Source organism: Amycolatopsis sp. NPDC059021, assembly GCF_042739895.1.
Classification (GTDB): Bacteria; Actinomycetota; Actinomycetes; order Mycobacteriales; family Pseudonocardiaceae; genus Amycolatopsis.
Genome location: NZ_JBHYIQ010000009.1, coordinates 22,420 through 44,433 on the forward strand (window position 1 = coordinate 22,420; position 22,014 = coordinate 44,433).

23 protein-coding genes are annotated in these 22,014 nt (G+C 70.0%); 7 read left to right on the top strand and 16 right to left on the bottom strand.

Annotated features, from left to right (window positions below):
* Nucleotides 1-69 precede the first annotated feature (69 nt).
* The 4 genes from ACFWX1_RS07470 (at nucleotide 70) to ACFWX1_RS07485 (ending at nucleotide 2,613) form a co-directional block, all read left to right on the top strand.
* A complete protein-coding gene (locus ACFWX1_RS07470) occupies nucleotides 70-771 on the top strand; it encodes a hypothetical protein (RefSeq protein ID WP_378384850.1) in 702 nt (233 codons plus the stop codon).
* Nucleotides 752-1,750, top strand: a complete 999-nt coding sequence (locus ACFWX1_RS07475) for an Acg family FMN-binding oxidoreductase (RefSeq protein ID WP_378384852.1) — start codon at nucleotides 752-754, stop codon at nucleotides 1,748-1,750. The genes ACFWX1_RS07470 and ACFWX1_RS07475 overlap by 20 nt, the downstream gene beginning before the upstream one ends.
* Before the next feature lie 24 nt (nucleotides 1,751-1,774).
* Entirely contained in the window at nucleotides 1,775-2,005 is a 231-nt protein-coding gene (locus tag ACFWX1_RS07480) for an SHOCT domain-containing protein (protein WP_378384854.1), read from the top strand.
* Nucleotides 2,006-2,091: 86 nt separating this feature from the next.
* The gene (locus tag ACFWX1_RS07485; RefSeq protein ID WP_378384856.1) at nucleotides 2,092-2,613 is read left to right on the top strand and encodes a hypothetical protein; all 522 of its coding nucleotides are present in this window, start codon (nucleotides 2,092-2,094) and stop codon (nucleotides 2,611-2,613) included.
* On the opposite strand, the gene ACFWX1_RS07490 is transcribed toward ACFWX1_RS07485, so the two are convergent.
* The 8 genes from ACFWX1_RS07490 to ACFWX1_RS07525 all read right to left on the bottom strand — a co-directional run bounded on the left by ACFWX1_RS07490 (nucleotide 2,610) and on the right by ACFWX1_RS07525 (nucleotide 10,447).
* Entirely contained in the window at nucleotides 2,610-3,560 is a 951-nt protein-coding gene (locus ACFWX1_RS07490) for an Acg family FMN-binding oxidoreductase (RefSeq protein WP_378384858.1), read from the bottom strand. The genes ACFWX1_RS07485 and ACFWX1_RS07490 overlap by 4 nt on opposite strands.
* Before the next feature lie 146 nt (nucleotides 3,561-3,706).
* A complete protein-coding gene (locus tag ACFWX1_RS07495) occupies nucleotides 3,707-6,094 on the bottom strand; it encodes a GNAT family N-acetyltransferase (RefSeq protein WP_378384860.1) in 2,388 nt (795 codons plus the stop codon).
* Nucleotides 6,091-6,663 carry a CBS domain-containing protein gene (locus ACFWX1_RS07500; RefSeq protein WP_378384862.1) on the bottom strand — a complete coding sequence of 191 codons (573 nt, stop codon included), beginning with the start codon at nucleotides 6,661-6,663 and terminating at the stop codon, nucleotides 6,091-6,093. Before ACFWX1_RS07500 ends, ACFWX1_RS07495 begins: the two co-directional genes overlap by 4 nt.
* Nucleotides 6,663-7,172, bottom strand: coding sequence for a universal stress protein (locus ACFWX1_RS07505; protein ID WP_378384864.1), 510 nt, complete (start codon nucleotides 7,170-7,172; stop codon nucleotides 6,663-6,665). Before ACFWX1_RS07505 ends, ACFWX1_RS07500 begins: the two co-directional genes overlap by 1 nt.
* A gap of 12 nt (nucleotides 7,173-7,184) precedes the next feature.
* The gene (locus ACFWX1_RS07510; protein WP_378384866.1) at nucleotides 7,185-7,508 is read right to left on the bottom strand and encodes a hypothetical protein; all 324 of its coding nucleotides are present in this window, start codon (nucleotides 7,506-7,508) and stop codon (nucleotides 7,185-7,187) included.
* A 268-nt stretch (nucleotides 7,509-7,776) separates the two neighbouring features.
* Nucleotides 7,777-8,760, bottom strand: coding sequence for an Acg family FMN-binding oxidoreductase (locus ACFWX1_RS07515; RefSeq protein WP_378384868.1), 984 nt, complete (start codon nucleotides 8,758-8,760; stop codon nucleotides 7,777-7,779).
* A 124-nt stretch (nucleotides 8,761-8,884) separates the two neighbouring features.
* Entirely contained in the window at nucleotides 8,885-9,484 is a 600-nt protein-coding gene (locus tag ACFWX1_RS07520; RefSeq protein WP_378384870.1) for an HPP family protein, read from the bottom strand.
* Between the two features lie 138 nt (nucleotides 9,485-9,622).
* The gene (locus ACFWX1_RS07525; RefSeq protein ID WP_378384872.1) at nucleotides 9,623-10,447 is read right to left on the bottom strand and encodes a hypothetical protein; all 825 of its coding nucleotides are present in this window, start codon (nucleotides 10,445-10,447) and stop codon (nucleotides 9,623-9,625) included.
* 160 nt (nucleotides 10,448-10,607) lie between these two features.
* Between ACFWX1_RS07525 and ACFWX1_RS07530 the strand changes: the two genes are divergently transcribed.
* On the top strand, nucleotides 10,608-11,102 hold the full coding sequence (locus tag ACFWX1_RS07530) for a universal stress protein (RefSeq protein WP_378384874.1): 495 nt from the start codon (nucleotides 10,608-10,610) through the stop codon (nucleotides 11,100-11,102).
* 126 nt (nucleotides 11,103-11,228) lie between these two features.
* On the opposite strand, the gene ACFWX1_RS07535 is transcribed toward ACFWX1_RS07530, so the two are convergent.
* The 8 genes from ACFWX1_RS07535 to ppk2 all read right to left on the bottom strand — a co-directional run bounded on the left by ACFWX1_RS07535 (nucleotide 11,229) and on the right by ppk2 (nucleotide 20,418).
* Complete coding sequence (locus ACFWX1_RS07535; protein ID WP_378384876.1) at nucleotides 11,229-12,884, bottom strand: TIGR04141 family sporadically distributed protein; 1,656 nt, start codon at nucleotides 12,882-12,884, stop codon at nucleotides 11,229-11,231.
* Between the two features lie 395 nt (nucleotides 12,885-13,279).
* On the bottom strand, nucleotides 13,280-15,643 hold the full coding sequence (locus ACFWX1_RS07540) for a phosphoketolase (protein WP_378384878.1): 2,364 nt from the start codon (nucleotides 15,641-15,643) through the stop codon (nucleotides 13,280-13,282).
* Nucleotides 15,640-16,527: a universal stress protein gene (locus ACFWX1_RS07545; RefSeq protein ID WP_378384880.1), complete on the bottom strand. Its 888-nt coding sequence runs from the start codon at nucleotides 16,525-16,527 to the stop codon at nucleotides 15,640-15,642. Before ACFWX1_RS07545 ends, ACFWX1_RS07540 begins: the two co-directional genes overlap by 4 nt.
* Nucleotides 16,524-17,132: an HPP family protein gene (locus ACFWX1_RS07550; protein WP_378384882.1), complete on the bottom strand. Its 609-nt coding sequence runs from the start codon at nucleotides 17,130-17,132 to the stop codon at nucleotides 16,524-16,526. Before ACFWX1_RS07550 ends, ACFWX1_RS07545 begins: the two co-directional genes overlap by 4 nt.
* Nucleotides 17,133-17,220: 88 nt before the next feature.
* Nucleotides 17,221-18,396 carry a CHAD domain-containing protein gene (locus ACFWX1_RS07555; protein WP_378384884.1) on the bottom strand — a complete coding sequence of 392 codons (1,176 nt, stop codon included), beginning with the start codon at nucleotides 18,394-18,396 and terminating at the stop codon, nucleotides 17,221-17,223.
* Between the two features lie 26 nt (nucleotides 18,397-18,422).
* Nucleotides 18,423-19,328 carry a universal stress protein gene (locus tag ACFWX1_RS07560; RefSeq protein ID WP_378384886.1) on the bottom strand — a complete coding sequence of 302 codons (906 nt, stop codon included), beginning with the start codon at nucleotides 19,326-19,328 and terminating at the stop codon, nucleotides 18,423-18,425.
* Complete coding sequence (locus tag ACFWX1_RS07565; protein WP_378384888.1) at nucleotides 19,315-19,512, bottom strand: DUF1918 domain-containing protein; 198 nt, start codon at nucleotides 19,510-19,512, stop codon at nucleotides 19,315-19,317. The genes ACFWX1_RS07560 and ACFWX1_RS07565 overlap by 14 nt, the downstream gene beginning before the upstream one ends.
* A 90-nt stretch (nucleotides 19,513-19,602) precedes the next feature.
* A complete protein-coding gene (gene ppk2, locus ACFWX1_RS07570; RefSeq protein ID WP_378384890.1) occupies nucleotides 19,603-20,418 on the bottom strand; it encodes a polyphosphate kinase 2 in 816 nt (271 codons plus the stop codon).
* Nucleotides 20,419-20,609: 191 nt separating this feature from the next.
* Between ppk2 and ACFWX1_RS07575 the strand changes: the two genes are divergently transcribed.
* Complete coding sequence (locus ACFWX1_RS07575; RefSeq protein ID WP_378384892.1) at nucleotides 20,610-21,296, top strand: CBS domain-containing protein; 687 nt, start codon at nucleotides 20,610-20,612, stop codon at nucleotides 21,294-21,296.
* A 15-nt stretch (nucleotides 21,297-21,311) separates the two neighbouring features.
* Entirely contained in the window at nucleotides 21,312-21,896 is a 585-nt protein-coding gene (locus ACFWX1_RS07580) for a hypothetical protein (RefSeq protein ID WP_378384894.1), read from the top strand.
* Nucleotides 21,897-22,014 lie beyond the last annotated feature (118 nt).

Sequence of the window (22,014 nt, forward strand, 5' to 3'; positions counted from 1 at the left end):
TCTGGGGGCGTTCTGCCCTTCTCCCCCGGCGGGCATGAGGCCGAGACTGGAAGAGACTTGGGAGGCGTCATGACCACGGAGAATTCGAATATGTCCACAAAGGACGAAGAAACGCCGCTGCTCGACCGTTTTCTGCCCGCACCGGACCTCCGGCACCGCGAGGAACTCACTGTGCCGGCGCCACCGGACACGGTCTACGCGGCGGTCGGCGAACTGCGCCCGGAGCACCTGCGTTCCCAGCTCGTGCGCCTGCTCGTCCGGCTGCGCGGGGCACCATCGATCACCGGCATCGACCTCGGCTCCGTGCTGCCCGGGCACCATTGGGTCCAGCTGGGTTCCCGGCCAGGGCGCGAGATCGCACTGGGCACCGAGGGCAGGTTCTGGAAGCCGCAGCCGCGAGGGCACGAGGTCGGCACCGACGACCACGCCCGCCAGGCCGCGCCGGATCAGGTCGGCGTCGCATGGTCGTTCCGTGTCGATCCGCAAGCCGCGGGCGGTTCGCGGCTCTTCGTCGAGATGCGAGCCACGGCCCAGAGCCGGATCGAACGGCTCTACCTGCGCGCGCTCACCCCGTTCGCCCGGCGGCTGACGCGGTACCTGGCGATCGCGGTCGCGGAGCTCGCGATACGGGCGGAGAACCGGGGGTCCGCGGCACCGGAGCAGTTCGGCCCTGGCAACGGGGACTCCGCCCTTGACACCGCCGAGATGACTTCTCGCGGTGACGCAACCCCGACGACAGAGGCAGGTTCCGATGGACCTCGGGCTTCCTGACGATTACACCGTCGACACCGCGGTGGCGCTCGCCGTCCGCGCACCGTCGGTGCACAACACCCAGCCATGGCGGTGGGCACGCGGGGACCGCACCCTGCACCTGTACGCCGACCGCGAGCGGCAGCTGCACGAGACCGACCCCGACGGCCGCGACCTCCTGCTCAGCTGCGGCGCCGCGCTGCACCATCTGCGGACCGGCTTCGCCGCGCTCGGCTGGCGGGCCGCCGTGCATCGGCTGCCCAATCCCGCCGAGCCGGACCACCTCGCCTCGATCGAGTTGCACCGCCACGAACCGGCACCGGACGAGATCACGCTCGCCGCCGCGATCCCGCGGCGCCGGACCGACCGCCGGTGGCACAGCTCCTGGCTGGTCCCGGCGTCCTACATCGAGGTCATGGCGCGGCGCGCCGCCGACGAAGGCACGGTGCTGCGCACCTGCGACGACACCGCCCGCTACTACCTCGCCAAGGCTATCGCCACCGCCTCCGAGCGGCACGCGGCCGACGCCGCCTACCGGATCGAACTCACCGCCTGGAGCGGCAGGCGCTTCTCGGCCGACGGCGTTCCCACCGCGAATGTGCCGCCCCACGACGAAACATCCGGCGCGCTCGCGGACCGTCCGTTCGCCGACCCTGGCCTCTCCCAGCCCGTCGGCAGCACCGGCGAGGACAGCGAAGAGCTCCTGCTCGTCATCAGCACCGCCTCCGACGACCGGATGTCCCAGCTGAAGGCAGGCGAGGCCACGAGCGCCGTACTGCTCACCGCCACCAGCCTCGGCCTGGCGACCTGCCCGCTGACCGAACCGCTCGAACTGCCCGACGTCCGTGGCACGGTCCAGGACCAGGTGACCAAGGGCGCTTTCCCGCAGATGGTGGTGCGAGCCGGCTGGGCACCGATCAATGCCGACCCGTTGCCCGCGACACCGAGACGCGACCTTCACGAAGTACTGCGCCCGCTCGACCCCGCCACCGACCGCTGATAGTCCGGCCTTCAGGGAGCGACCATGCACTACTGGACCTACGGAGACGGCGGCTGGCTCGGCGGCCTCTTCATGCTCATCGCCATCGTCCTCTTCTTGGGCGGCCTCATCGCGGTCGGCATCGTGCTGTTGCGACGCTTCGGCCAGCCACCCAGCCGCCGCAGCGACGCGTTGAAGATCCTCGACGAACGATTCGCCCGCGGTGAGATCGACAAGGAAGAATACGAACAGCGACGCGCAACACTGGGCGACTGAACAACGTCTGACAATGGGGACCCCCGGCACGGAGGTCCCCATTGCCGCGACGGCGCACCGCCGGATCCTCACCACGGGGAGGCCCCATGACCGTTACCGAAGGACAGGGCAAGTCGGAGGACTACCTGCGCTTCGAACTACAGCAAGCCCTGGAGACCGTCCGCCACCAGACCACACTGCTGGTCCAGCTGACCGGTTTCCTCATCGCACTGGACTCGGCGTTGGTCGCTTATGGCTTCGCGCAGGGGAAAGCGATCATGCTGCTGATCGCGGCGATCGTGCCCGCGGCGATGATGTTCGCGGTCCGCCTGATCATCGGGCACGTCTACCCGATCGCCATGGTCGCCCTGCGGGCCGAGAGCGCGCTGCACGACCGCCAGGACGGTCTCGTCGGCACCTACCTGAAGTTCCGGCTGCCGGAAATGTACGACCAGCTGAAGCCGCTGGTGACCGCCGGGGACGACGAACCCGTGCGCTGTACGACGAATCCGGTGTTCCTGCGAAAACTCTGGGCCGGGACGACGCGGCGTGCCCTGTCCGCCGGGTTCCTCACCCAGATCGCCCTCTTCGTCGTAGCGGTCGCCGTGTTCAAGATGAGGCTGTTCTAGCCATGGGTGGTGCGCAGGATTTCGTCGATCGCCCGGCGGGGGCTCTGGCCGACGTCGGCCGCCGGGTGTCCTACGCGCATCAGCGCTTGGGGGAACCCGGCCAGTCGCAGATCCTCGCGCAGTGCCGACCGCACTTCGGGCAGGTGCAGTGGCTGGGTCAGGATCGACGCGACGAGCCCGTCGTCGACGGCCGCGAGCCAGGCGTTCTCCACCGCGACCCCGGCATGCAGGTGATCGACGGGCGCGTCATCGACGGTCACGAACACCAGCAACGTCTCCTCGGCCAGTCTCCGCCGCAGGACCGCGCGGTCCGGCAGCGCGGTCGCCGCCCGCACCAGACCCGCCCACGGCAGCGTCGACGGCGGCAGGCAACTGCCCGCGAGGCCGGCACCGTGGCGGTGGGCGTACTCGTCGTGGATCGTCCACAACGCCAGCTCACGCTGATAACCGCGGTCGTGCTGATAGGCCTCCGCGGCGAACTCGAGCAAGTCGGCCAGCTCCGACAACTCGCCTGCACGGCTCACGGGCCGCGCCTGCACCCGGGTCACCTCGACCGCGTTCACGATCTCCGCGAGCATCTGGTCCGACACGGCTTGGGCGGCGAAACGATGCCGGTAGCTGCGGCGTCGCGCGATGGCGGAATACCGGTGCAGCTCCACGGCTTTCGGCGGCCGTGCGCCGTCGGTGCGCAGGATAGCCACGAGTTCCGGCTGCCGTGGGTCCGGGAACATCTCCGTGCGCACCCGGCGGCCCAGCACGCGCACGGCGAGTTCCAGGTTCGCCAGCGCGGTTCCGCAGGAGATGAGGCGATCACGGCCCCGAGGATCGTATTCGGGCAGGACGAGATCCCGCCGCTCGCGCAGCAGCAGCTCGTCCTCGCCCACCTCGAGCGTCCAGGGCTGGATGTTGTGCACCGACGGCGCGCGGACCACGGCCCTTGCCAGCACCTCGGTATCCCCGAGAGACCATCCTCCGGTCATCATCATCCTCCATCGCGTCGCTTCCCCGGTAACGATCCGCTGGTTCGGTGTCCGACCACAGATCCGGACGGCTTCGATCGGCAGGACGAAATACCCGGGCGGGTCCGGGTATTTCAGGTACGCAACCGCCGGAGAAACTGCGCCCCGGGAACCGCAGGCCGCACCGTCACCCGCACGGCACCAGCCGCACCCCGGCCATCAGCGGTGACCGTAAGGGGAACCACCTCCACCACGGCGACTTCGGGCAGGACGTCGACGATCCATCCGACGGCCATGAGCGGACCGCGGAGCACTTCCCGCTGCCCGCCCGGCAATGCGTCGAGGAGCGTCTCGATGTCGGCGGGCGCCAGCGGTGTGAGCCGGACCGGCGCGTTGGCAAGTCGCCCGGGGGTGTCAACCCGCACGACGGGGCCGAAAGTCTCGTCCTGCCAACCCCGGATGACCACGTCGGCGCTGTTGGCGGCTTCGTCCGCGACGCGCACCCCGAAGGCACCCACCAGCTCGACACTGTCCTTTTCGGATAGTTCGCCGCCGGAAGGGTGATCGCTTAAAAAGGTGTGCACGATCCGGGACGCGGTGCTGAGGTCCGCTTCGCCCGGCGGCGGCCTGACGTCGTCATCGCGGGCGGGTTCACCCCGCAGCCACCGGGCTCTCGCCGCCATCGCGGCCAATGCGGCCGCCGCGGCGACGGCGTCACCGTAGACCGGGATCACCCCGACACCGCCGTCCGATCTGGACACCAGCGCGAGGTTGCCCGGCGCCACGGCGACGACCGGCTTATCGTGCCTGCCGAGCCGCAGCCCGGCGAGCGGGTCACCCGCAGCCGTGGGGACTCCGGCGACGAGCACCGCGTCCACCCGCTCGTCGGCCAGCACGGCCTCCACACAAGCGGTGAACACCGCCGGCGACACGACCGGACTGGTGTCGATCGGGTTGCCGATCCCCGCGTGCTCGGGTAGCAGTCCTCGCAGAGTGTCCATTGTGGATTTACTCAAGGCGGGTAGGTCCAGTCCACGGCCTGCGCACGCCTCCGCGGCGAGCACCGCGGCCCCACCGGCGTTGCTGACGATCGCGACGCGGTCGCCCGCGGGCAGGGGCTGCCACGACAGGGCGGCGAGCAGGCCGATCATCTCCGCGACCGTATCGACCACCGTGACACCGGCCTGAGCGAACAACGCGTCGCGGATACCGGCGGAGACCGCTGTGGCGGCGGTGTGCGCTGTGGCCGCACGCTGCGCCGCCGAGGTACCGGCTCCCCGGATCGCAAGCACCGGTTTGCGCCGTGCGAGCCGACGGGCGAACCGGCCGAACTTCCTTGGGTTGCCGAAGGATTCCAGGTACAGCACGGCGATGTCGGTCCGTTCGTCGGCCGTCCACCACAGCAGCAGGTCGTTGCCGCTGACGTCGTACTTGTCCCCGGTCGATACGAAGGTCGAGACACCGAGGCCGAGTTCGCCCAGCGACTCCAGCAGCGCGATCCCGAACCCGCCCGACTGCGTCACGACACCGACGCGGCCACCGGGCACGGTGTCGTGCGCAAAGGTGGCGTCAAGCCGTATCTCGGGTGCGGTGTTGGCCACGCCGAAGCAGTTCGGGCCGACGACACGAATACCGAAGCGGCGCGCCGAGGCACGCACCCGGTCGGCCAGGCCGGTGCCGGTCAGCCCGGCGGTGATGACGACCACCGCGCGGACGCCGCGCCGGCCGCACTCGGCCACGGCGCCCGGCACGGCGTCCGCGGGAACGCAGATCACCGCGAGATCCACCGCGCCAGGCAGGTCCGAGGGTGAGGGGACGCACGCGACACCGGCGATCGTGTCCGCGTGCGGGTTGACGGCGTACAGTTCGCCGCCGAACCCGGCATCGACGAGGTTGCGCAGGATCGCGTGCCCGACGGATCCGGGTTTACGGCCCGCGCCGACGACCGCGACCGACGCGGGCGCCAGTACCGCGCGCAGGCTCGCGATGTCGGCCGTCCGTTCCCGTTCCGCGACCGCGTCCAGGTACCGGTCCGGTTCGCCCAATTCCAGTTCGATCACCGCGTACGGTCCGTCGTGCACCACCGAGTACGGCAGGCCGAAGTCGGTGAGCACCCGCACCATCCGCCGGTTCTCCGTCAGCACCTCGCCGAGGAACCGCCGGACCCCGTGCCGCCGGGCGGCCAGGACGAGATGCTCCAGCAGCAGGGTCCCGACGCCATGTGCCTGCGCGGTCTCGTCGATCACGACGGCCATCTCGGCGGTCTCGGCGTCGCCCAACATCGCGTAGTGCGCGACACCGATGAGCCGGTCACCGCGGAAAGCCCCGAGGCCTGTCCCGGTGACGATGGTGTGCGCGAGCCCGGCCACGCCCGCGGGCCGGGTCGTGAAGAACCGCAGATACCGGTCCCGTTCGCTGAGCCCGCGATGCAGCGCCAGCACCGCGTCCGTGTCCGCCTCGGCCAACGGCCGCACGGTGACCACCGTGCCGTCGGCGAGCAGCGCGCTGGTGCCGCTGTTCATCGGACCACCGTGTACTCGGCGCGACAGTCCACTTCGGACACTCCGGGCACGGTGCGCGCCAATGCGGTGATCACCGCTCGTTCCGCCTCGTCGGCGAAGGTCCCCGACACCGTGACCGCACCACCCACGACCTCGACCGACCAGCGGCCACGATGCCCCGAATAGTCGGTCAGCAGAGCACGCAACTGCGCGGCGATGGCGTCGTCGTGGCGGACCAGCGGCCGGAGGACGTCCCGCCTGCTGATCACGCCGACCACGACGCCGTCGGCCACCACCGGCAGGCAGCGAAGCCGGTCGGCCAGCATCCGGCGGCCGATCTCGGTCACCCTGGTCTCCGGGGAGACGACCTCGACCGGCGACGTCATCACGTCTCCGACCGTGCCACCGGTACCCCGCCGCGCCCCGCGCAACGCGTCGTATTCGGTGAACAGACCCACCACCCGGTCTTGCTCGTCCACGACCGGAAGTCCCGCGAATCCGTGCTCGACGAGCAGCGCCACGGCCTCGCGCACCGGGGTGCCGGGTTCCGTGGTGACGGCCGGGCTGCTCATGATCTCCCGGGCCCGCATCACAGCACCGGCCCCGGGACATACGACGCCGCCGAGCCGAGCAAGCGCTCCAGCACGTCCACCTTCGACGTCACTTCCTCCGGGAGGACCACGACCGGGCAGCACGCGTGCCGCAGGCAGGCCGCGCACACCGAACCCACCAACAGGTGCCGCAGCTTCCGCGTACCGTGACCGCCGAGCACGAGCATGGCCGCGTCCACGGACCTCGCCACCAGCATGTCCGCCGCGTCCCCGTCCGGGGCCTCGTAGGTCACCTCGACACCCGGGTCGTCACCGAGCGCCGTCGCGACGAACTCCTTGAGCTTGGCCAGATGTGCTTCCCGCGCTTCGGCTTGTGTCCGGGCGATCGACGCCTCGTCGAGTATCGGGTCGTAGAGCCAGGCGGTGACCGCGTGCAGTTCGGCGCCCCGGGCATCAGCCTCCGCCCGCGCCCAGCGCAGGGCGGCCGCCGACGCCGCTGACCCGTCCACTCCCACCACAATCCGACCGGCCGCTTTCTCCTCTGTCATTGTCCTGTCCCTTCAGCGGTTTTCCCGACGTTCCTGGTCCCGGCGCCACTCCGATTGCCAGCGGGCGTACCGGCCCCTGTCCAGAACCCACCGGCTGACCGCGTACGCCGCAGCCAGCAGCGCCCACGTGACCGCGAGCAGGCCAAACCCGACGGCCACGCCGTTGACGCCCGCGCCCACCGCCGACAGCGGTGGGTCCACCGGACTGCCGTTCCGGTCGAGCCAGATCGGGACCCGCGCGCCGGTGACGGTGCCTTGGATCGCGTCGATCCGGCCGCGCCGCATGGTGCCGTCCGGCAGCGTCCACATCGCGGCGGTCGGGGCTTTCTCCGCCACCACCCCGGCCCGGCCCGCGGCCTCGGCGACGGGCCGTCGGCCAGCAGCGTCGCTTCGGCCGGAAGCCGCTCCGCGAGCTGCTGGACGGACACCGCGTGCGAACGGGCGTAGACCACCGACCCGGCCGCCGCGGCGAGCGGCACCGCGGCCAGTCCGAGCACCACCACGGCCACCAGGATCGCGGCCTCGATCCGGTCGGATCGCCGGGCGAGGCCGCCTCGGCGCGGGCAGAGCCAATGCCACCACCGGGTGACCATGGGCATGGTGGTCATCGCGAGCTCCTTTCGGTGTCTTCGGCGGTCACCACGACGTCGTGGATCGGGCGGCGGCCGGTCCACGACGGCGCCGAGTAGCCGTAGCCCATGCGGAGCACCGTGTGCGGATGGCCAAGCGGACGGAACAGCTCGGTGATCCCGTCCCGGGTCGAGGCCACCTCGAACGGCTGGGACAGGAACGACGTCGCCACCCGTACCGAGGTCGCGGTCAACAGAACCCGTTGCAGCGCCTGACCCGCACGCACCTGCGCCACCGGACCCGCGTCCGGGGTCAGCACCACCGCCAGCAACGGTTCCTGCTCATACGCACGCATCGGAAGACCCAGGTCGAGATGGGATTCCCGCAACGCGATCACCCCATCGTGGTCCGGTGGCGGAGCCGCAGCCGCGAGCGGAACCCCGTCCGGGCTGTCGGCGTCCCGGCGCGTCCACCGTGCGGCTTCGGTCCGGAACGCCGCGTCGCCGGCCTGCAGGAACTCCGCGCGCCGCACGAGCGCGGTCAGGCGCGCATACTCGGTGTCTACGAAATGGAGCGTGGCGCCCTCGCGGCTCGCGGCGCGGGCGAGCGTGGCCCGGATGCCCGCCGATACCGTCCGATCGAGGAACGGCCGACGGTGAGTATGGCGGCGAAACACCGCGTCGGCGAGCGTCTGGTCCTCGACGGAGACACGATGCTTCCCCTCGTGGGTCACCACCGCCAGCAGATCCGGCTCGGCCGCGCCGGGCAGCAGCTCGACCTGCGGCTCGAAACCCTGGCACCGCAAGGAAACAACAAGGTTCAGCAGGGCCGCACCGCAGGACAGCCTGGCTTCGCGCGCCTCCGGGTCGGCCGCGGTCAGCACACGGTCCCGGTCCAGGCGGACCTCGATCCGTTCGCCGCCGACCACGAACCGCCACGGCTGGGTGTTGTGCGGCGAAGGCGCCCGGACCGCGGCCGCGATCGCCTGATCGACCACAATGGACAGTGCGCGTGTCATCGCCGCTCCCGGGTTCGTCTTCCCTTACCCGTTCAGCTTCGCCGCCCACCACCTGGTCCCGCTGCGGTCGCCCGTCACCGGCTCGCGGGACGTTGGTCCCGGCCCATCAGGCACCAAAGGCGCGTCAGGACGACTGTCCGCCGGGCTTTTCAGCGGACGGGATCGTGTTTCGCGGCACGACCCGGACCCACTTCACCCCGGGGACGATCTCCGCGATCGCCTGCACCATCCCCGGCTCCGCACCGTCGCGGAATTCCCCGGTCACGGTGACGATCCCGCGATCGGCCTCCACATCCCACCGCCTGCCGTACCCGAAGTACCCGTCGAGCCGGTAACGCACCTGACGCACGAGCGCACTGTCGTGATGCACCAACGCCCGCGCCACATCCCGGCGCGCGACGATCCCCAGCACCCGCCCCTCGTCCGAAACGACCGGCATGCTGCGGACACCATTGCGCAGCAGACGTTCGGGCAGCTCGGCGACACGGGTATCCGGCGCGACGGTGACGACGTCACGAGTCATCAGATCGGCGACCAGCGCCCCCGGCTTCGCGGCCTCTTCGGTCATGAGGTCGGTCTCGCTCACCAGCCCCGCCAGAATCCCGTTCTCGAGCACCGGCATCGCCGCGATCCCACGCCGGGTGAGCAGCACGGCCACCTCCGTCACGGGCGCATCCGGCGTGATGCAGGTGACGGGCGTGCTCATGATCTCTTCGGTCAACATCGGCTTCACCCACTTCTCGGTCGTGAAGCCACATTCGCGCGCACAGGGGGCCGGGCGCCGGATGCGGAAGACACCGAAGCCCGGGACCAAAGACCACAAAAGTTCACTCCCGGGCTTCGGACTGCCCGGGCAAAGCGCTCACGGGCGGGCTGCCGGGTACTCCGGGTCGGTGAGCGGAACTCGCCGGGGCTCCGGGATCGCGATCGACACGAACAGTTCCACGAAACCGGGTAGTGCGAGTTCACCAGCCAGCGACACCCGTGTCTTCGGGTAACGGAAGGGGGTGATCACGAAGTCGCCGACCGCACCGAGCTCCGCCGCGGCCAGCAGCAGATACTGGGCGGCCTGCCCGGCCCGGATCAGATCGGACCGGCTCTCGAGGCGCACGGCGATCGCGAAACAGCCACCGGGATGCTCGCGATGATCCGCGAGACGGTATCGCTCACCGAGCCGGGCATGGGCATCGCCCTCCCGCACCGCACGCACCCGGACTCCGGTACCGGACAGCCGTGGTCGCAGTTGCTCCACCAGAGCCCGCGACAATCGCCGGGCGTCCACATCGGACCGCGAGCGATGTCCGAAGACGGCGCGGTACTCGGCTCGGTCCCGTGTGGACGGTGTGGTGCGTGTCCCGGCGGTGATCCGGGCGATCCGGTCCGGGGCCTCCGGAGCCGATCCGATCACGGTCACCGGAACCCAGCCCAGCACGCGCACCGCCACCTCGAGGTTCGCCAGCACCGCGCCGCAGTGGAGCAGGCGGGCCCGCCCCGGGCGGTCGTCGCCCGGTACCCGGAAACCGGTCCGCTCGAAGACGTCGATGGCGCCGTCGTGGATCTGCACGACCCAGCCGCCGCTGAGCCTCCGTGGCGGTGCCTCGCGAGCCGCGCCGACGAGGACACCCTGCTCGTCGTGTGACCATTCGTGCGAACGCGCCGAGGGTTGCACAGTCTGGGTGAGCGTCATGGGATCCTCCTGGCCACGTCTCCAGTGTTCGCCGCCACCCGGCCTCGATCCAGTGGCCTCCGGCCCCGCCCGCGAGGACCTTCGGCCATGGTCGGCCGGGTGCCCGCACGCCGACACTTCCGGCACAGCCCACGAGATTCCGGGATCGAGGAGCCACACCATGACACAGCAGCAGGAGCGCCGGCTGATCATCATCGGCTTGGACGGCTCACCCGCCGGCGACGCCGCACTCCGCTGGGCACTCGGCCAAGCCCGGTCCGGCGACCGGCTCGAGGCGCTGTACGTCGCTCCGCGCGATTCCCTTCTTCCCGGAACGACACTGGCGTTGCAACCGCACGGCAGGCAGCCGGTCGGCCCGCCGACCTCCGCCGAACGAATCGACACCGTACGAGCCGAGTTCGCCGACGCCGCGCCAGTGCAGGATCGCGTCTCGCACGGTGACGCGGCGAGCGAACTGGTCGCGGCGTCGGCCACCGCGGACCTGCTCGTGGTGGGCGCGCGCCGCACCACCGCACTCGGGCAGCTGGTCCTCGGCAGCGTCGCCGGACACTGCGTCGGGCACGCGCAGTGTCCCGTCGTCGTGATCACCCCCGAAGCGGCCCGGCGAATCCCCTCGGGGAGCGAAGCAAGCGACAACGCGGCGACGAGCCCATGAAGGTCCGAGCGTAAGTCTCTCGCCCACCGCTTTCCACCCGTTATGTCGGCTATGTCAGCGAGCAAGAAGGACCAGGCGACAAGCCGCGAGGGCGCCCGCTGTGGCAGGAGCCCTCGCGGCCAAGGGTTACGCTGCAGACCGGAGCCGCTTGGCGTCCCCCTTCGAGACGTACGGGATATCCGCGAACATCAGCTTCTTCTGCAGGTGCCGCGCCTCACGTTCCAGGCGAAGCAGCCCGATTTGGGACAGCGTGAACAGCTCATCGACATTCCACATGCGACCGGCGACGGCCAGGACGAGCGCCGACGGTTGGGGTTCGGCCCGGAACTGATCACGAGCCCGCACCTTCTCGGCGAGTTGCTGCCCGGCCTCCGGTTCCTCACGGAGCGACCATGCCGCAGCACTCGCCTGTGTATAGAGGTGGCTGGCCGCGGTAGCACGTCCGAGCCACTTGATGTGCACCAGCTCGTCACCCGGGCCGACCACGTCACAGAGCTCGAACTTAGGATGGAACGGCGTCTTGGCGAAATCCTTGTCCAAGCACAGGTACCCCGGCTGCTTCCCGACTAGTTCGCAGTAGCTGTGCTCGTCCCCATCGGGCCCGCCGGGAACCCAGACCGGGAAATCAAGGTCCGCCTTGCGGTTCAGCAAGTCGGCGACCTGCGCACGGATCTGCTCGACGAAACCCTCGCCGATCCGGTACCAATCACCCTGATGGAAGCAGTATCGGCCGCCGTCGATCGTGGTCTCGAAGGCGAACCACTTCCGCAGGCTGATCGACGTGCCGACCGGCGTCGTCCCCAAGCTGTCGGTGCAGACCGTCATCCGTGCGTTGCGCAGCACCTTCATGCGCCGGGAATCCTCGATGTCGGCGAACCGGCCGGTCAGCGCCGATAGATCGTCATCGGGTGCCATGACGAACGGACCGCCCGCGCCCAGCCGGTTCACCTTGAACGCCCCCGCTTCCTCGGCGTCACGATTCACCTCGGCGGGCCAAGCCAGCCCCAGCGGTCCCACCTCAGGCTCTCCCGCGAGCGCCGCGGCAAGCCGCGCGTCGAGTTCGGCACGAAGCCGGTGGTTCCTGGGGAGCCGCCGGGTCTGGGTCACGAACCGGAGCGCGGAGTGTTCGTCGGGTTCGTCGACGATGTCCGTCAAGGTCTGCAGGTCCCGAAGCAGTGCGACTGGGCTGTCCGGCAACGGCAAGTACAGAGAGTTGGCCGCACGCACCTGATGGCTACGGCCCGTTTCCCGATGGTAGGTCAGCCCCTCCAGATTGGCCGACCCGAAGATGCGTGTGACGACCTCGCCGTAGGGCTCCAGCCGGAACGCGCCGATGTCGCTGCCGCCGGGAAACGAGGTTGACGTCGAGCGCGCGGTGATGTCGAGCGCTGCGCTGGCGACCGTGCCGAGCCGCTCGGCGTCCAGCCTGCGGATCCCGAACATCAGGCCGAAGCCCTGATCGACGAGCTCGTCGTCGATCAGCTGGTGCCCAGACCCGGTGGTAAGCGCGAATGTCCAATCACCGACCGGAATCACCAGCACCGAGAACGGCTGCAGGCCAGGAAGCTCGGCGTCATAGCCGGTAATCGACTGCAGGTAGCCGGACCACAAAGGACGTTCCGTGTGGCGTGTTCCGACGACGAGACGGCAGATCGTACCGGCGACTGGGACAAGATCATCATATTCGATACCGTCCGAGGTGGACAGAAGGTAGTCGGAGAGGTCCCGGCTACCCTCGAGGCGGTAGACGTTCATGGGCTGACAGGTGGTGCGTTGCGGCATGCGTTTATTCCCGAATGGACAGTGCCGGGAAACACTGCGAGCAAACACTGGCGGATTCCGCGCAGGGGTTCTAAGCTCGCTAGCGTTCCTAGCTTGAGCAACGTGGATGTGGTTCAGCTATTCAGTTGGGACGTCGCGCGGCTCCCTGCGCCAACAGGGGGCCGCGTTCCAGCTTGTTTACACGGGGCTGGCCACATCATGCGCGAGGACACGCGCGTACCGGCGAGTAGCGCGTGTCAATACGCCGAACGGCGTCACCCGAACGATGAACGGTCGCTCGCGCACTAGTACGTCCGATCGGCGGTACACAAGCCTTATCGACTACCGAACGTAGGAAAGACTCGACGTGGGATCACTCGACGTAGCGATTTCCACAGATCCGACGACGCGCTGAGTCACTGGCTCTTCCAGGTCCAGTGGCGGATTTCGGGGAGGTCTTCGCCGTGTTCACGGATCCAGCGACGGTGCCGCTCCCGCGATTCGGTCATCCGCTGCCGTAACGCGCCCGCGATGGCGAGCAGGCCTGGGACGCGGTCGATGACGTCGATGACGAGCTGGAAGCGGTCCATGCGGTTGAGCACGAGCATGTCGAACGGCGTCGTCGTAGTGCCGTGCTCGGTGTAACCACGGACGTGGAGGTTCGCGTGGTTGTGCCTGCGGTAGGCCAAGCGGTGGATCAGCCATGGGTAGCCGTGGTAGGCGAACAGCACCGGACGGTCGGTGGTGAACAGGGCGTCGAACTCACGGTCGGACATCCCGTGCGGGTGTTCGGAACGCGGCTGCAGCCGCATCAGGTCGACGACGTTCACCACCCGCACCGCCAGCTGCGGCAGCTGTTCCCGCAGCAGTTTCGCGGCGGCGAGCACCTCGATCGTCGGTACGTCTCCCGCACAGGCCAGGACGACGTCCGGCTCGCGGTCGGGATGCGCGCTCGCCCAGTCCCACCTGCTGACGCCGCGAGCGCAGTGCAGCGCGGCTTCTTCGGCGTCAAGCCAGACCGGGGTGTCGTTCTTGCCCGCGACGATGACATTGACGTAGTCGCGGCTGCGCAGGCAATGGTCGGCCACGTGCAGCAGCGTGTTCGTGTCGGGCGGGAAGTAGACCCGCACGACCTCGGCGCTCTTGTTCGCGACGTGGTCGACGAATCCGGGGTCCTGGTGGGAAAAGCCGTTGTGGTCCTGGCGCCACACGTGCGAGGTCAGCAGGTAGTTCAGCGACGCGACCGGGCGCCGCCACGGGATCTTCCGGTGCGTCTTCAGCCATTTGACGTGCTGGTTGAGCATCGAGTCGACGATGTGCACGAACGCCTCGTAACACGAGAACAGCCCGTGCCGCCCGGACAGCAGATAGCCTTCGAGCCAGCCCTGGCACAGGTGCTCGGACAGCACTTCCAGCACACGGCCGTCGGGCTCGAGATGCTCGTCGTCCGCCGTCGTCGCGAGCTGCCAGGCTTTCGCGGTCACCTCGTAGACCGCGTCGAGCCGGTTCGAGGCCGTCTCGTCCGGGCCGAACAGCCGGAAGTTCCGCCGAGCCGCCGAAAGAGCGAACACGTCCCGCAGATACCGGCCGAGAACGCGGGTGGGTTCCGCGGTCACGGAACCGGGTTCGGTGACCGCGACGGCGTGCGCCGCGACGTCCGGCAGGCCCAGCGGCCGCAGGATCCGGCCGCCGTTGGCGTGCGGGCTCGACCCCATCCGCAGCGCGGGTGGTGGAACGAGTGCCCGCACGGAGGCGGTGGGTACGCCGTCGGCGTCGAACAGTTCCTCGGGCCGGTAGGACCGCAACCAGGACTCCAGCTGCCGCAGGTGTTCCGGGTTGTCCCGGACCTCCGGCACCGGCACCTGGTGGGACCGCCAGCTCCCCTCGACCCGCTTGCCGTCCACTATGGACGGTCCAGTCCAGCCTTTCGGTGTGCGCAGCACGATCATCGGCCACGCGGACCGCGTGCCGGTGCCACGCATCCTGCCCAGATCGGCGAGCGCGGTGTCGACGGCCGCGGCCATGGCCTGGTGCATCGTCGACGGGTCGTCACCTTCGACATACAGCGGCGCGTAGCCGTACCCGCGCAGCAGCGAGTCCAGTTCGGACGGTGCGATCCTGGACAACAACGCCGGGTTGGCGATCTTGTAGCCGTTGAGGTGGAGAATGGGCAGCACGGCGCCGTCGCGCGCCGGATCGAGCCAGCGGCAGCCGTGCCAGCTCGTCGCCAGTGGCCCGGTCTCCGCCTCGCCGTCCCCGACGACGCAAGCGACCACGAGCCCGGGGTTGTCGAATGCCGCGCCGAAGGCGTGCGCCAGCGAGTATCCGAGTTCGCCGCCCTCGTGCAGCGAGCCGGGCACCTGGGGCGCGACGTGACTGGGCACCCCGCCGGGAAAGGAGAACTGCCGGAACAGCGCGCACATCCCGTCGGCGTCCCGGGTGATCTCGGGCCAGGCCTCGGTGTAGCTGCCCTCGAGCCAAGTGTTGGCCAGCAGCGCGGGACCACCGTGGCCGGGGCCGGTCACGAACAGCATCTCGGTGCCGTGCGTGACGATCGCGCGGTTCAGGTGCGCGTAGACGAAGTTCAGCCCGGGACTGGTCCCCCAGTGCCCCAGCAGCCGCGGCTTGACATGCTCGCGCCGCAGTGGTTCGGCCAGCAGTGGATTGGCCATCAGGTAGATCTGCCCCGCCGACAGGTAGTTCGCCGCCCGCCACTGAGCGTCCACTTGCGACAGTTCCGTGCCGGTGAGCGCGACGTCTCGCGTTTCGACCGCGGTCATCGGGTCACCTCCGGCCGCACGACCAGCACCGGGCACCGCGCATGCTGGACCAGCGCCTGACTGGTCGAGCCCAGCAGCATCCCGGTGAAGCCACCGCGCCCATGGCTGCCTGCCACCACGAGCCGCGCCTGTTCGGACAGCTCCAGCAGCGCGTGCCGCGGCCGGTCCAGCCGCAGGTCACGGCTGACCTCGACATCCGGGTATTTCTCCCGCCAGCCGGCGAGCCGCTCGGCCAGCAGCCGTTCCTCATCGTCCATCAGCGATTCCCGCTGCGGCAGCAGCCGGGCGCTCCCGCGGGTGGAGTCGTAGACGACGTCGCTCCACGCGTGCAGCGCCACCAGCGGCGCCTTCCGCAGCGACGCCTCCTCGAATGCGACCGCGACCGCGCGTTCGCTGGTCGGGCTGCCATCGATCCCGACCACCACAGGCCCTTCCGCCGGGACCTGGCCCGTACCGTCCCGGCCACGAACCACCGCGACGGGGCAATGCGCGTGGGCCACGACAGCGGACGTGGTCGAACCCAGCAGGGTCGCGAACAGTCCCCCCTGCCCCGCGCCCACGACCAGCATCCGCGCGTCCCGGGACAGCTCGATGAGCCGGGGTATCGGTGCGTCACGCCAGGTCTCGGTCGCTATCCGTATCCCGGCATCCACCGAGCGGGCGACCTCCGCCGCGCGCCGCACGGCGTCCTCGGTCATCTGGACGAGGTCGTTCAGCATGCCCTCGCCCAGCGCGACGCCGCCACCGTAGTACAGCCCGGCGATGTTGGCCGCGCTCACGATCCGCAGGCCGGCGCCGTGCGCGGCCGCGGTCTCAGCGGCCCAGGCCACGGCCCGTCGCGCGTCGTCCGAACCATCGGTTCCAACCAGGATGGTGTCGTTCATCGGATGCTCCCCTCGTGTTCGGAGACGACCTGGGCATCGACCACGCCGGGTACCGCCCGGGCCAGCTGAGTCGCCACGTACCGGTCGGTTTCGTCGTCGTAGGCGTCGACGACCCGGACCACGCCGTCGTTCACTGCCACGGTCCAGCGGTCCGGCCCGCCGTAGATCTCCAGGTGGTGCCGGACGTCGTTCAGGATCGCGCGGTCTTCCCGCGCCAGTACGCGGACGATGTCCCCGCGGGTCACGATGCCGATCACCTTCGCGCCGTCCACGATGGGCATCGCGCGGATCCCGGAATCGACCAGCGCGCGAGTCAGGTCGGCGACATCGGTGCCCGGCGACATCCCGGTCGCCGGGGTGGTCATCACCCCGCCCACCGCCGGCTCGGGGGCCGTGTGCCGCTCGCCGCCACGACGGCGCGGATCGGCCGGAACCCGGTCGCGGATCAGATCCGCCTCGGTGACGATGCCGATCAGGCGATCATCGCCGTCCACCACCGGAAGAGCGGTGAATCCGCGCGACGAAAGGATTTCCGCCGCCTCCTTCGCCGTCGTCGACGGGTCAACGGTGATCACCGGCGAGGTCATCACGTCACGGGCTCGCATGGGTTACCTCCCTGCTCACGGCCTGCCACCGACGGTATTCCGGCCGCTCCCCGCCGCACCGCATGCCTTGGTCACCACCCCACGGGACCTACGTCCCATCGGTGCACAATGGACTCAAGGCCGAGCGTGCCGCTTGCCACGCTTCCGCTGCCCGCGCCGAGTACTGGTCGATGGCGGCGATCTCGGCACGCAGCAGGGCGTCGAAGACCGCGTAGTCCTCACCCGCGTCGGCTGCCTGTGTTCTGAGCGCGCGAAGATGCCGATGCGCCGTCATCGCGACGCGCTGCTCATCGAGCAGTTCACCGACCGTGCCGAGCGGCACCTCGACGCCTCGGGTGCCGATCCCGGCCCGACAGCCCGAGTCGACCAGGCATCGGAGCTTCTCTACCGCGTGGCGTGCCTCGCTCAAACCCCGGTCTCGGCCCGCTCGGCGCAGTTCCTGCGTCGTCTTTCTCGTCCATGACGCTGCCATCCCCGGCAGCACAGTGGCCGCCGGACGTCGAGCGGCCTTCGGCCACCGTGTGCGCGGAGTTTCGGCCAGCACGACCTCAAGCACGTCAATGGCGTTCAGCACCTGAAGGTACCTTCGCGAACCGAGCGCCGCGGCCGCGCGTGCCCGGCCGCAGTCGGCGAAGTACCGGGTGACGCGTGCCTGGGCGGGTTCCCGGGCGAATTCCTCCGGCAGCGCGGCGAGCCGCTGACGCAGTCGCGGGACCAGCACTTCGGCCTCATGAACAGGCGCGAGTTCGCCGGCGAGCCAGCCAAGCTCACGCCGTATCCCCGCGCCCAGTCGTCCGCCGAGCGCAGGAGCCGCCACGCCGAGCAGGCCGCGGACGCGCCTGACAGCGACACGCAGGCGGCCCGCGGCGGCGCGCTCACCGAGCCGGACATCGACGTCGGCCTCGGCGATTCTTCCGAGCATTTCGTGCAACGTCACGAGAAGCGCGTCTCGTGCCGAACCGTCGGTCACCCGTTCGGGACGCGTGAGCCGATCGGCCAGAATTCGCTTGGCCACTGTGAGCCCGGCGTTCTCGCTCGGCTCTGTCGCGGTCGCCGCGACCGGTTCGAGTTCCACTCCCCGGGCAGGAGCCAGCACAAGCCGCGCCGCCGCTCCGGTCTCGCGCGCGCCGTAGGGCAGCAGGACGCAGCGGCGTTGGGTGTGCAGCCACCATTCCCCGGACCGGCGGGTCAGCGCGAAGCCCTGCTTGAGCAACCTCAGGCCGGTGGTGTCGAAGAATTCGGTCGTCACGGCGTCGGTGGGCATCGGTCGCCGAGGCACGGGGAGCGCGGTCACAAACCTTCGCCGGTCTGCCGGATCACCGCTACCGGGCACGGTGAATGGGCGAGCACTGCCTGGCTCGTCGACCCCAGCATCATCCCCCGGAAGCCACCCAGGCCCCGCGAGCCGACCACGAGCAGCTGCGCGCGATCCGCCCGGTCGAGGAGCGTCCGAACCGGCCGCCCGCACGCGACGACGCGGTCGATGGCGATCTCGGGATACTTCTCCTGCCAGCCCGCGAGCTGTTCGGCCAGCACCCGCCGTTCCTCACGATCCACCTCGGCCGGGTCCAGATCGAGCGGATGTGGCCGCGGCTTGCCGTCGGCCAGCGCGGGGTTCCACGTGTGCACCGCCACCAGCCGCGCCCGCCGCCACGACGCTTCCTCGCATGCGAATGCCAGCGCCGACACGCTGTCGGCCGATCCGTCCAGTCCCACGACGACGGGCCCCGTGACCGGCGGTGGCGTGTTCGGCGTCCGGCCCCGCACGACGACGACCGGGCAGTGTCCGTGTCCCGCCAGTGCGACCGCCGTCGATCCGACCAGCAAACCGGTGAATCCGCCCAGGCCCCGGGAACCCAGGACGACGAGGCTCGCCCGCTCCGATTCCTGGGTGAGCGCGGCGACCGGGTTCCACTCGCGGGCCGCCAGCTCGACCGGCCGGTGGGGATAGAGCGCCCGCACCGACTTGCTCGCGGTTTCGAGCCGGACCCGGGCCTGCGCCTCCAGACCGTCCCGGATCGCCTCGACCGAGCCAGTGAGCGAGCCCAGGCCGACGCGTGGCACCGTGTACACGCTGACCAGTCTCAGCGGAAGCCCGCGCCGGACAGCCTCCTCGGCTCCCCACACCGCGGCCAGCCGCGCGGACTCCGAACCGTCGATGCCGACGACGACAGCGCGTTCGCTAGCAGGTCGCATGGCTGGGCTCCACTACCGCGTCGGGGCCGGGGAACACCATCGAGACGTGGTCGTCGCTCAGCCAGCGGACCACGTACGGCGGCGCACCGTCCGCCGAGCGGACCTCGAGGATCTGCCCGCGCTGTTCCGGGCTGTCGACCCGGCAGCCCTTGATCACCAGCCAGTCGCCAGGGTGGGCATACATGACGTCTCCTGTTCGCCGATTCGCCTCCAGCGTCGCGCGCGCCGGGCCGCGCGGCTTAGGGCCGAACGTCCCAGTGAATGGCCACGAAAGTCATCGGCGCAGCAACGTTTCGGCGTGATCGGGCACGTAGTACTGGAGGCTCCGCTCGGTGCGGGGGTAGGCCGACGCGGGCGGGTTCGCCGGGAGCTCCAGCGCCGGTCGTGGCACCTCGTGGTAAGGCACCGAGCCGAGCAGATGGCTGATCATGTTCAGCCGTCCACGGCGTTTGTCCTCGCTTTCGACGACATACCACGGGGACTCCGCGGTGTCGGTGTGGGTCAGCATGTCGTCCTTGGCCCGCGAGTACTCCGCCCAGTGCGTCACCGATTCGAGGTCCACTGTGGACAGCTTCCAGCGGCGGAGCGGGTCGTCGATGCGGGCGCGGAACCGTCGCGTCTGTTCGGCCTGGCTCACCGAGAACCAGTACTTGCGCAGCAGGATCCCGTCGTCGACCAGCAATCGCTCGAACGTCGGGCACTGCTGCAGGAAGCGGCGATGCTCCTCGGCCGTGCAGAACCCCAGCACCCGCTCCACGCCGGCGCGGTTGTACCAGCTCCGGTCGAAGAGCACGATCTCGCCCGCTGCGGGCAGATGCTCGACGTAACGCTGGAAGTACCACTGCGTCCGCTCCCGCTCGGTCGGTCTCGGCAATGCCGCGATCCGCACCACCCGCGGATTGAGATGCTCGGTGAACCGCTTGATCGTGCTGCCCTTGCCCGCCGCGTCACGGCCCTCGAACAGCACCACCAACCGGGCACCCGAGGCCCGCACCCATTCCTGCAACACCACCAGTTCCCCCTGCAAGCGCAGCAGTTCCCGCTCGTAGACAGGCCGGGGAAACCGCTTCTCCCGTGGTCGCTCAGCCATCACGTCCGCCGATCCTCATGTCCCGAGTCCACCTCGCGCGTGCCCGGGTGTGAAGGGCCCACCGGCGCGTCCGAGGTCCCGGGTATCGGGGACCAACGACCCCGGCCCACGGCCGTGTCACGGTCCTAGCTTGAGCGCATGGCCAGCGCCGCACACCGGCCCGATGCGCGGCGAGCCGATCGGAGGACACCATGCGCCAGAACGTTTCCGACGTCATGACGGCGAACCCGGTCACCGTGACCCCGCGAACGCCGTACAAACACGTCGCGCGGCTGCTGACCGAACGACGGATCAGCGCCGTCCCCGTCCTCGACGCACACGACCGCCCGCTCGGCGTCGTCTCGGAAGCCGACCTGCTCGCCCGGTTCCGCACCGGCACCGGCGAAGCACGTCCCGGACTGATCTCGGGAGGCCGCGCGCGCCGCGACTGGGACAAGGCCCACGCCCTGGTCGCCGAAGACCTCATGACCCGCCCCGCCCGGACCATCACGGTGGACGCCTCCGTCCAGACCGCGGCGATCCGGCTCGCCCGCACCGGGATCCGCCGCCTGTTCGTCGTCGACGACGGACGGCTCGTCGGTGTCGTGTCCCGGCGCGATCTGCTCGGCTCCTTCTGCCGGCCAGACCCGGAAATCCACGCCGACATCGAACGCGACGTCCTCCAACGCGCGCTCTGGGCGACCCCGGGCCAAGCCGCGGTCACCGTCGAAAACGGCGTCGTGACCCTCGTCGGACGGCTCGACAGCCGCGGCGAGGCCGAGCGCGCCGGCCTGCTCACCGCCCGCGTCCCCGGCGTCATCGACGTGCACAACCGCCTCGACTTCGTCTGGGACGACCAAGCCGAACCGCACCTCCAACCGTCCACATCGGACAAGTGAACCCAGGAGAAACCGATGTCCCTCAAAGACCACACCACCCACGGAGAATCCACCCGGCAGCTCACCCAGCCGCCCGGCACCTCCGGCAACGGCTCTCGCGCGCTGGCCGTGCTCCGCATCGCCACCGGCCTGCTGTTCCTCTGGGCCTTCCTGGACAAGACCTTCGGCTGGGGCTACGCCACCCCCTCGGCCAACGCGTGGCTCAACGGCGGCTCCCCCACCAAAGGCTTCCTCAGCCACGTGAACGCCGGCCCGTTCGCCAGCACCCTGCACAGCTGGGCGGGCACCTGGTGGGCCGACTGGCTCTTCATGCTCGGCCTCGCCGCCATCGGCGTCGCCGTCACCCTCGGCATCGGGCTGCGGATCTCCGCGGCCGCCGGGACCATCATGATGGCGCTCATGTGGATCGCGGAATGGCCGCCCGCCCGCACCACCCTCGACGGCAAACCCAGCATGTCGACCAACCCGATCATCGACTACCACCTCGTCTACGCCCTCGTGCTCATCGCCCTCGCCGCGACGCTGGCAGGCCGCACCTGGGGCCTCGGCCGCCGCTGGGCCAATCTGTCCTTTGTGGACCGCAATCCCTGGCTCCGCTGAGCCGCACCCCGCGATGGGGGGGCCGGACCCCAAGCGCCCCCCAACCCCGTTTTACCCCCCCCCGCCCCGCCCCACCCCCACCGCGCCGCCCCGGGCGGGTGGAGATTATTTTAGTTAT

Bases quoted from the DNA above. Each gene is read 5' to 3' on its own strand.
- ACFWX1_RS07475 (WP_378384852.1), top strand. From the start codon at position 752: ATGGACCTCGGGCTTCCTGACGATTACACCGTCGACACCGCGGTGGCG.
- ACFWX1_RS07550 (WP_378384882.1), bottom strand. From the start codon at position 17,132: ATGCGAGCCCGTGACGTGATGACCTCGCCGGTGATCACCGTTGACCCG.
- ACFWX1_RS07500 (WP_378384862.1), bottom strand. From the start codon at position 6,663: ATGCGGGCCCGGGAGATCATGAGCAGCCCGGCCGTCACCACGGAACCC.
- ACFWX1_RS07560 (WP_378384886.1), bottom strand. From the start codon at position 19,328: ATGCGACCTGCTAGCGAACGCGCTGTCGTCGTCGGCATCGACGGTTCG.
- ppk2 (WP_378384890.1), bottom strand. From the start codon at position 20,418: ATGGCTGAGCGACCACGGGAGAAGCGGTTTCCCCGGCCTGTCTACGAG.
- ACFWX1_RS07565 (WP_378384888.1), bottom strand. From the start codon at position 19,512: ATGTATGCCCACCCTGGCGACTGGCTGGTGATCAAGGGCTGCCGGGTC.
- ACFWX1_RS07470 (WP_378384850.1), top strand. From the start codon at position 70: ATGACCACGGAGAATTCGAATATGTCCACAAAGGACGAAGAAACGCCG.
- ACFWX1_RS07575 (WP_378384892.1), top strand. From the start codon at position 20,610: ATGCGCCAGAACGTTTCCGACGTCATGACGGCGAACCCGGTCACCGTG.
- ACFWX1_RS07515 (WP_378384868.1), bottom strand. From the start codon at position 8,760: ATGACACGCGCACTGTCCATTGTGGTCGATCAGGCGATCGCGGCCGCG.
- ACFWX1_RS07525 (WP_378384872.1), bottom strand. From the start codon at position 10,447: ATGACGCTCACCCAGACTGTGCAACCCTCGGCGCGTTCGCACGAATGG.
- ACFWX1_RS07485 (WP_378384856.1), top strand. From the start codon at position 2,092: ATGACCGTTACCGAAGGACAGGGCAAGTCGGAGGACTACCTGCGCTTC.
- ACFWX1_RS07580 (WP_378384894.1), top strand. From the start codon at position 21,312: ATGTCCCTCAAAGACCACACCACCCACGGAGAATCCACCCGGCAGCTC.
- ACFWX1_RS07535 (WP_378384876.1), bottom strand. From the start codon at position 12,884: ATGCCGCAACGCACCACCTGTCAGCCCATGAACGTCTACCGCCTCGAG.
- ACFWX1_RS07530 (WP_378384874.1), top strand. From the start codon at position 10,608: ATGACACAGCAGCAGGAGCGCCGGCTGATCATCATCGGCTTGGACGGC.
- ACFWX1_RS07495 (WP_378384860.1), bottom strand. From the start codon at position 6,094: ATGAACAGCGGCACCAGCGCGCTGCTCGCCGACGGCACGGTGGTCACC.
- ACFWX1_RS07505 (WP_378384864.1), bottom strand. From the start codon at position 7,172: ATGACAGAGGAGAAAGCGGCCGGTCGGATTGTGGTGGGAGTGGACGGG.
- ACFWX1_RS07480 (WP_378384854.1), top strand. From the start codon at position 1,775: ATGCACTACTGGACCTACGGAGACGGCGGCTGGCTCGGCGGCCTCTTC.
- ACFWX1_RS07540 (WP_378384878.1), bottom strand. From the start codon at position 15,643: ATGACCGCGGTCGAAACGCGAGACGTCGCGCTCACCGGCACGGAACTG.
- ACFWX1_RS07555 (WP_378384884.1), bottom strand. From the start codon at position 18,396: ATGCCCACCGACGCCGTGACGACCGAATTCTTCGACACCACCGGCCTG.
- ACFWX1_RS07520 (WP_378384870.1), bottom strand. From the start codon at position 9,484: ATGTTGACCGAAGAGATCATGAGCACGCCCGTCACCTGCATCACGCCG.
- ACFWX1_RS07545 (WP_378384880.1), bottom strand. From the start codon at position 16,527: ATGAACGACACCATCCTGGTTGGAACCGATGGTTCGGACGACGCGCGA.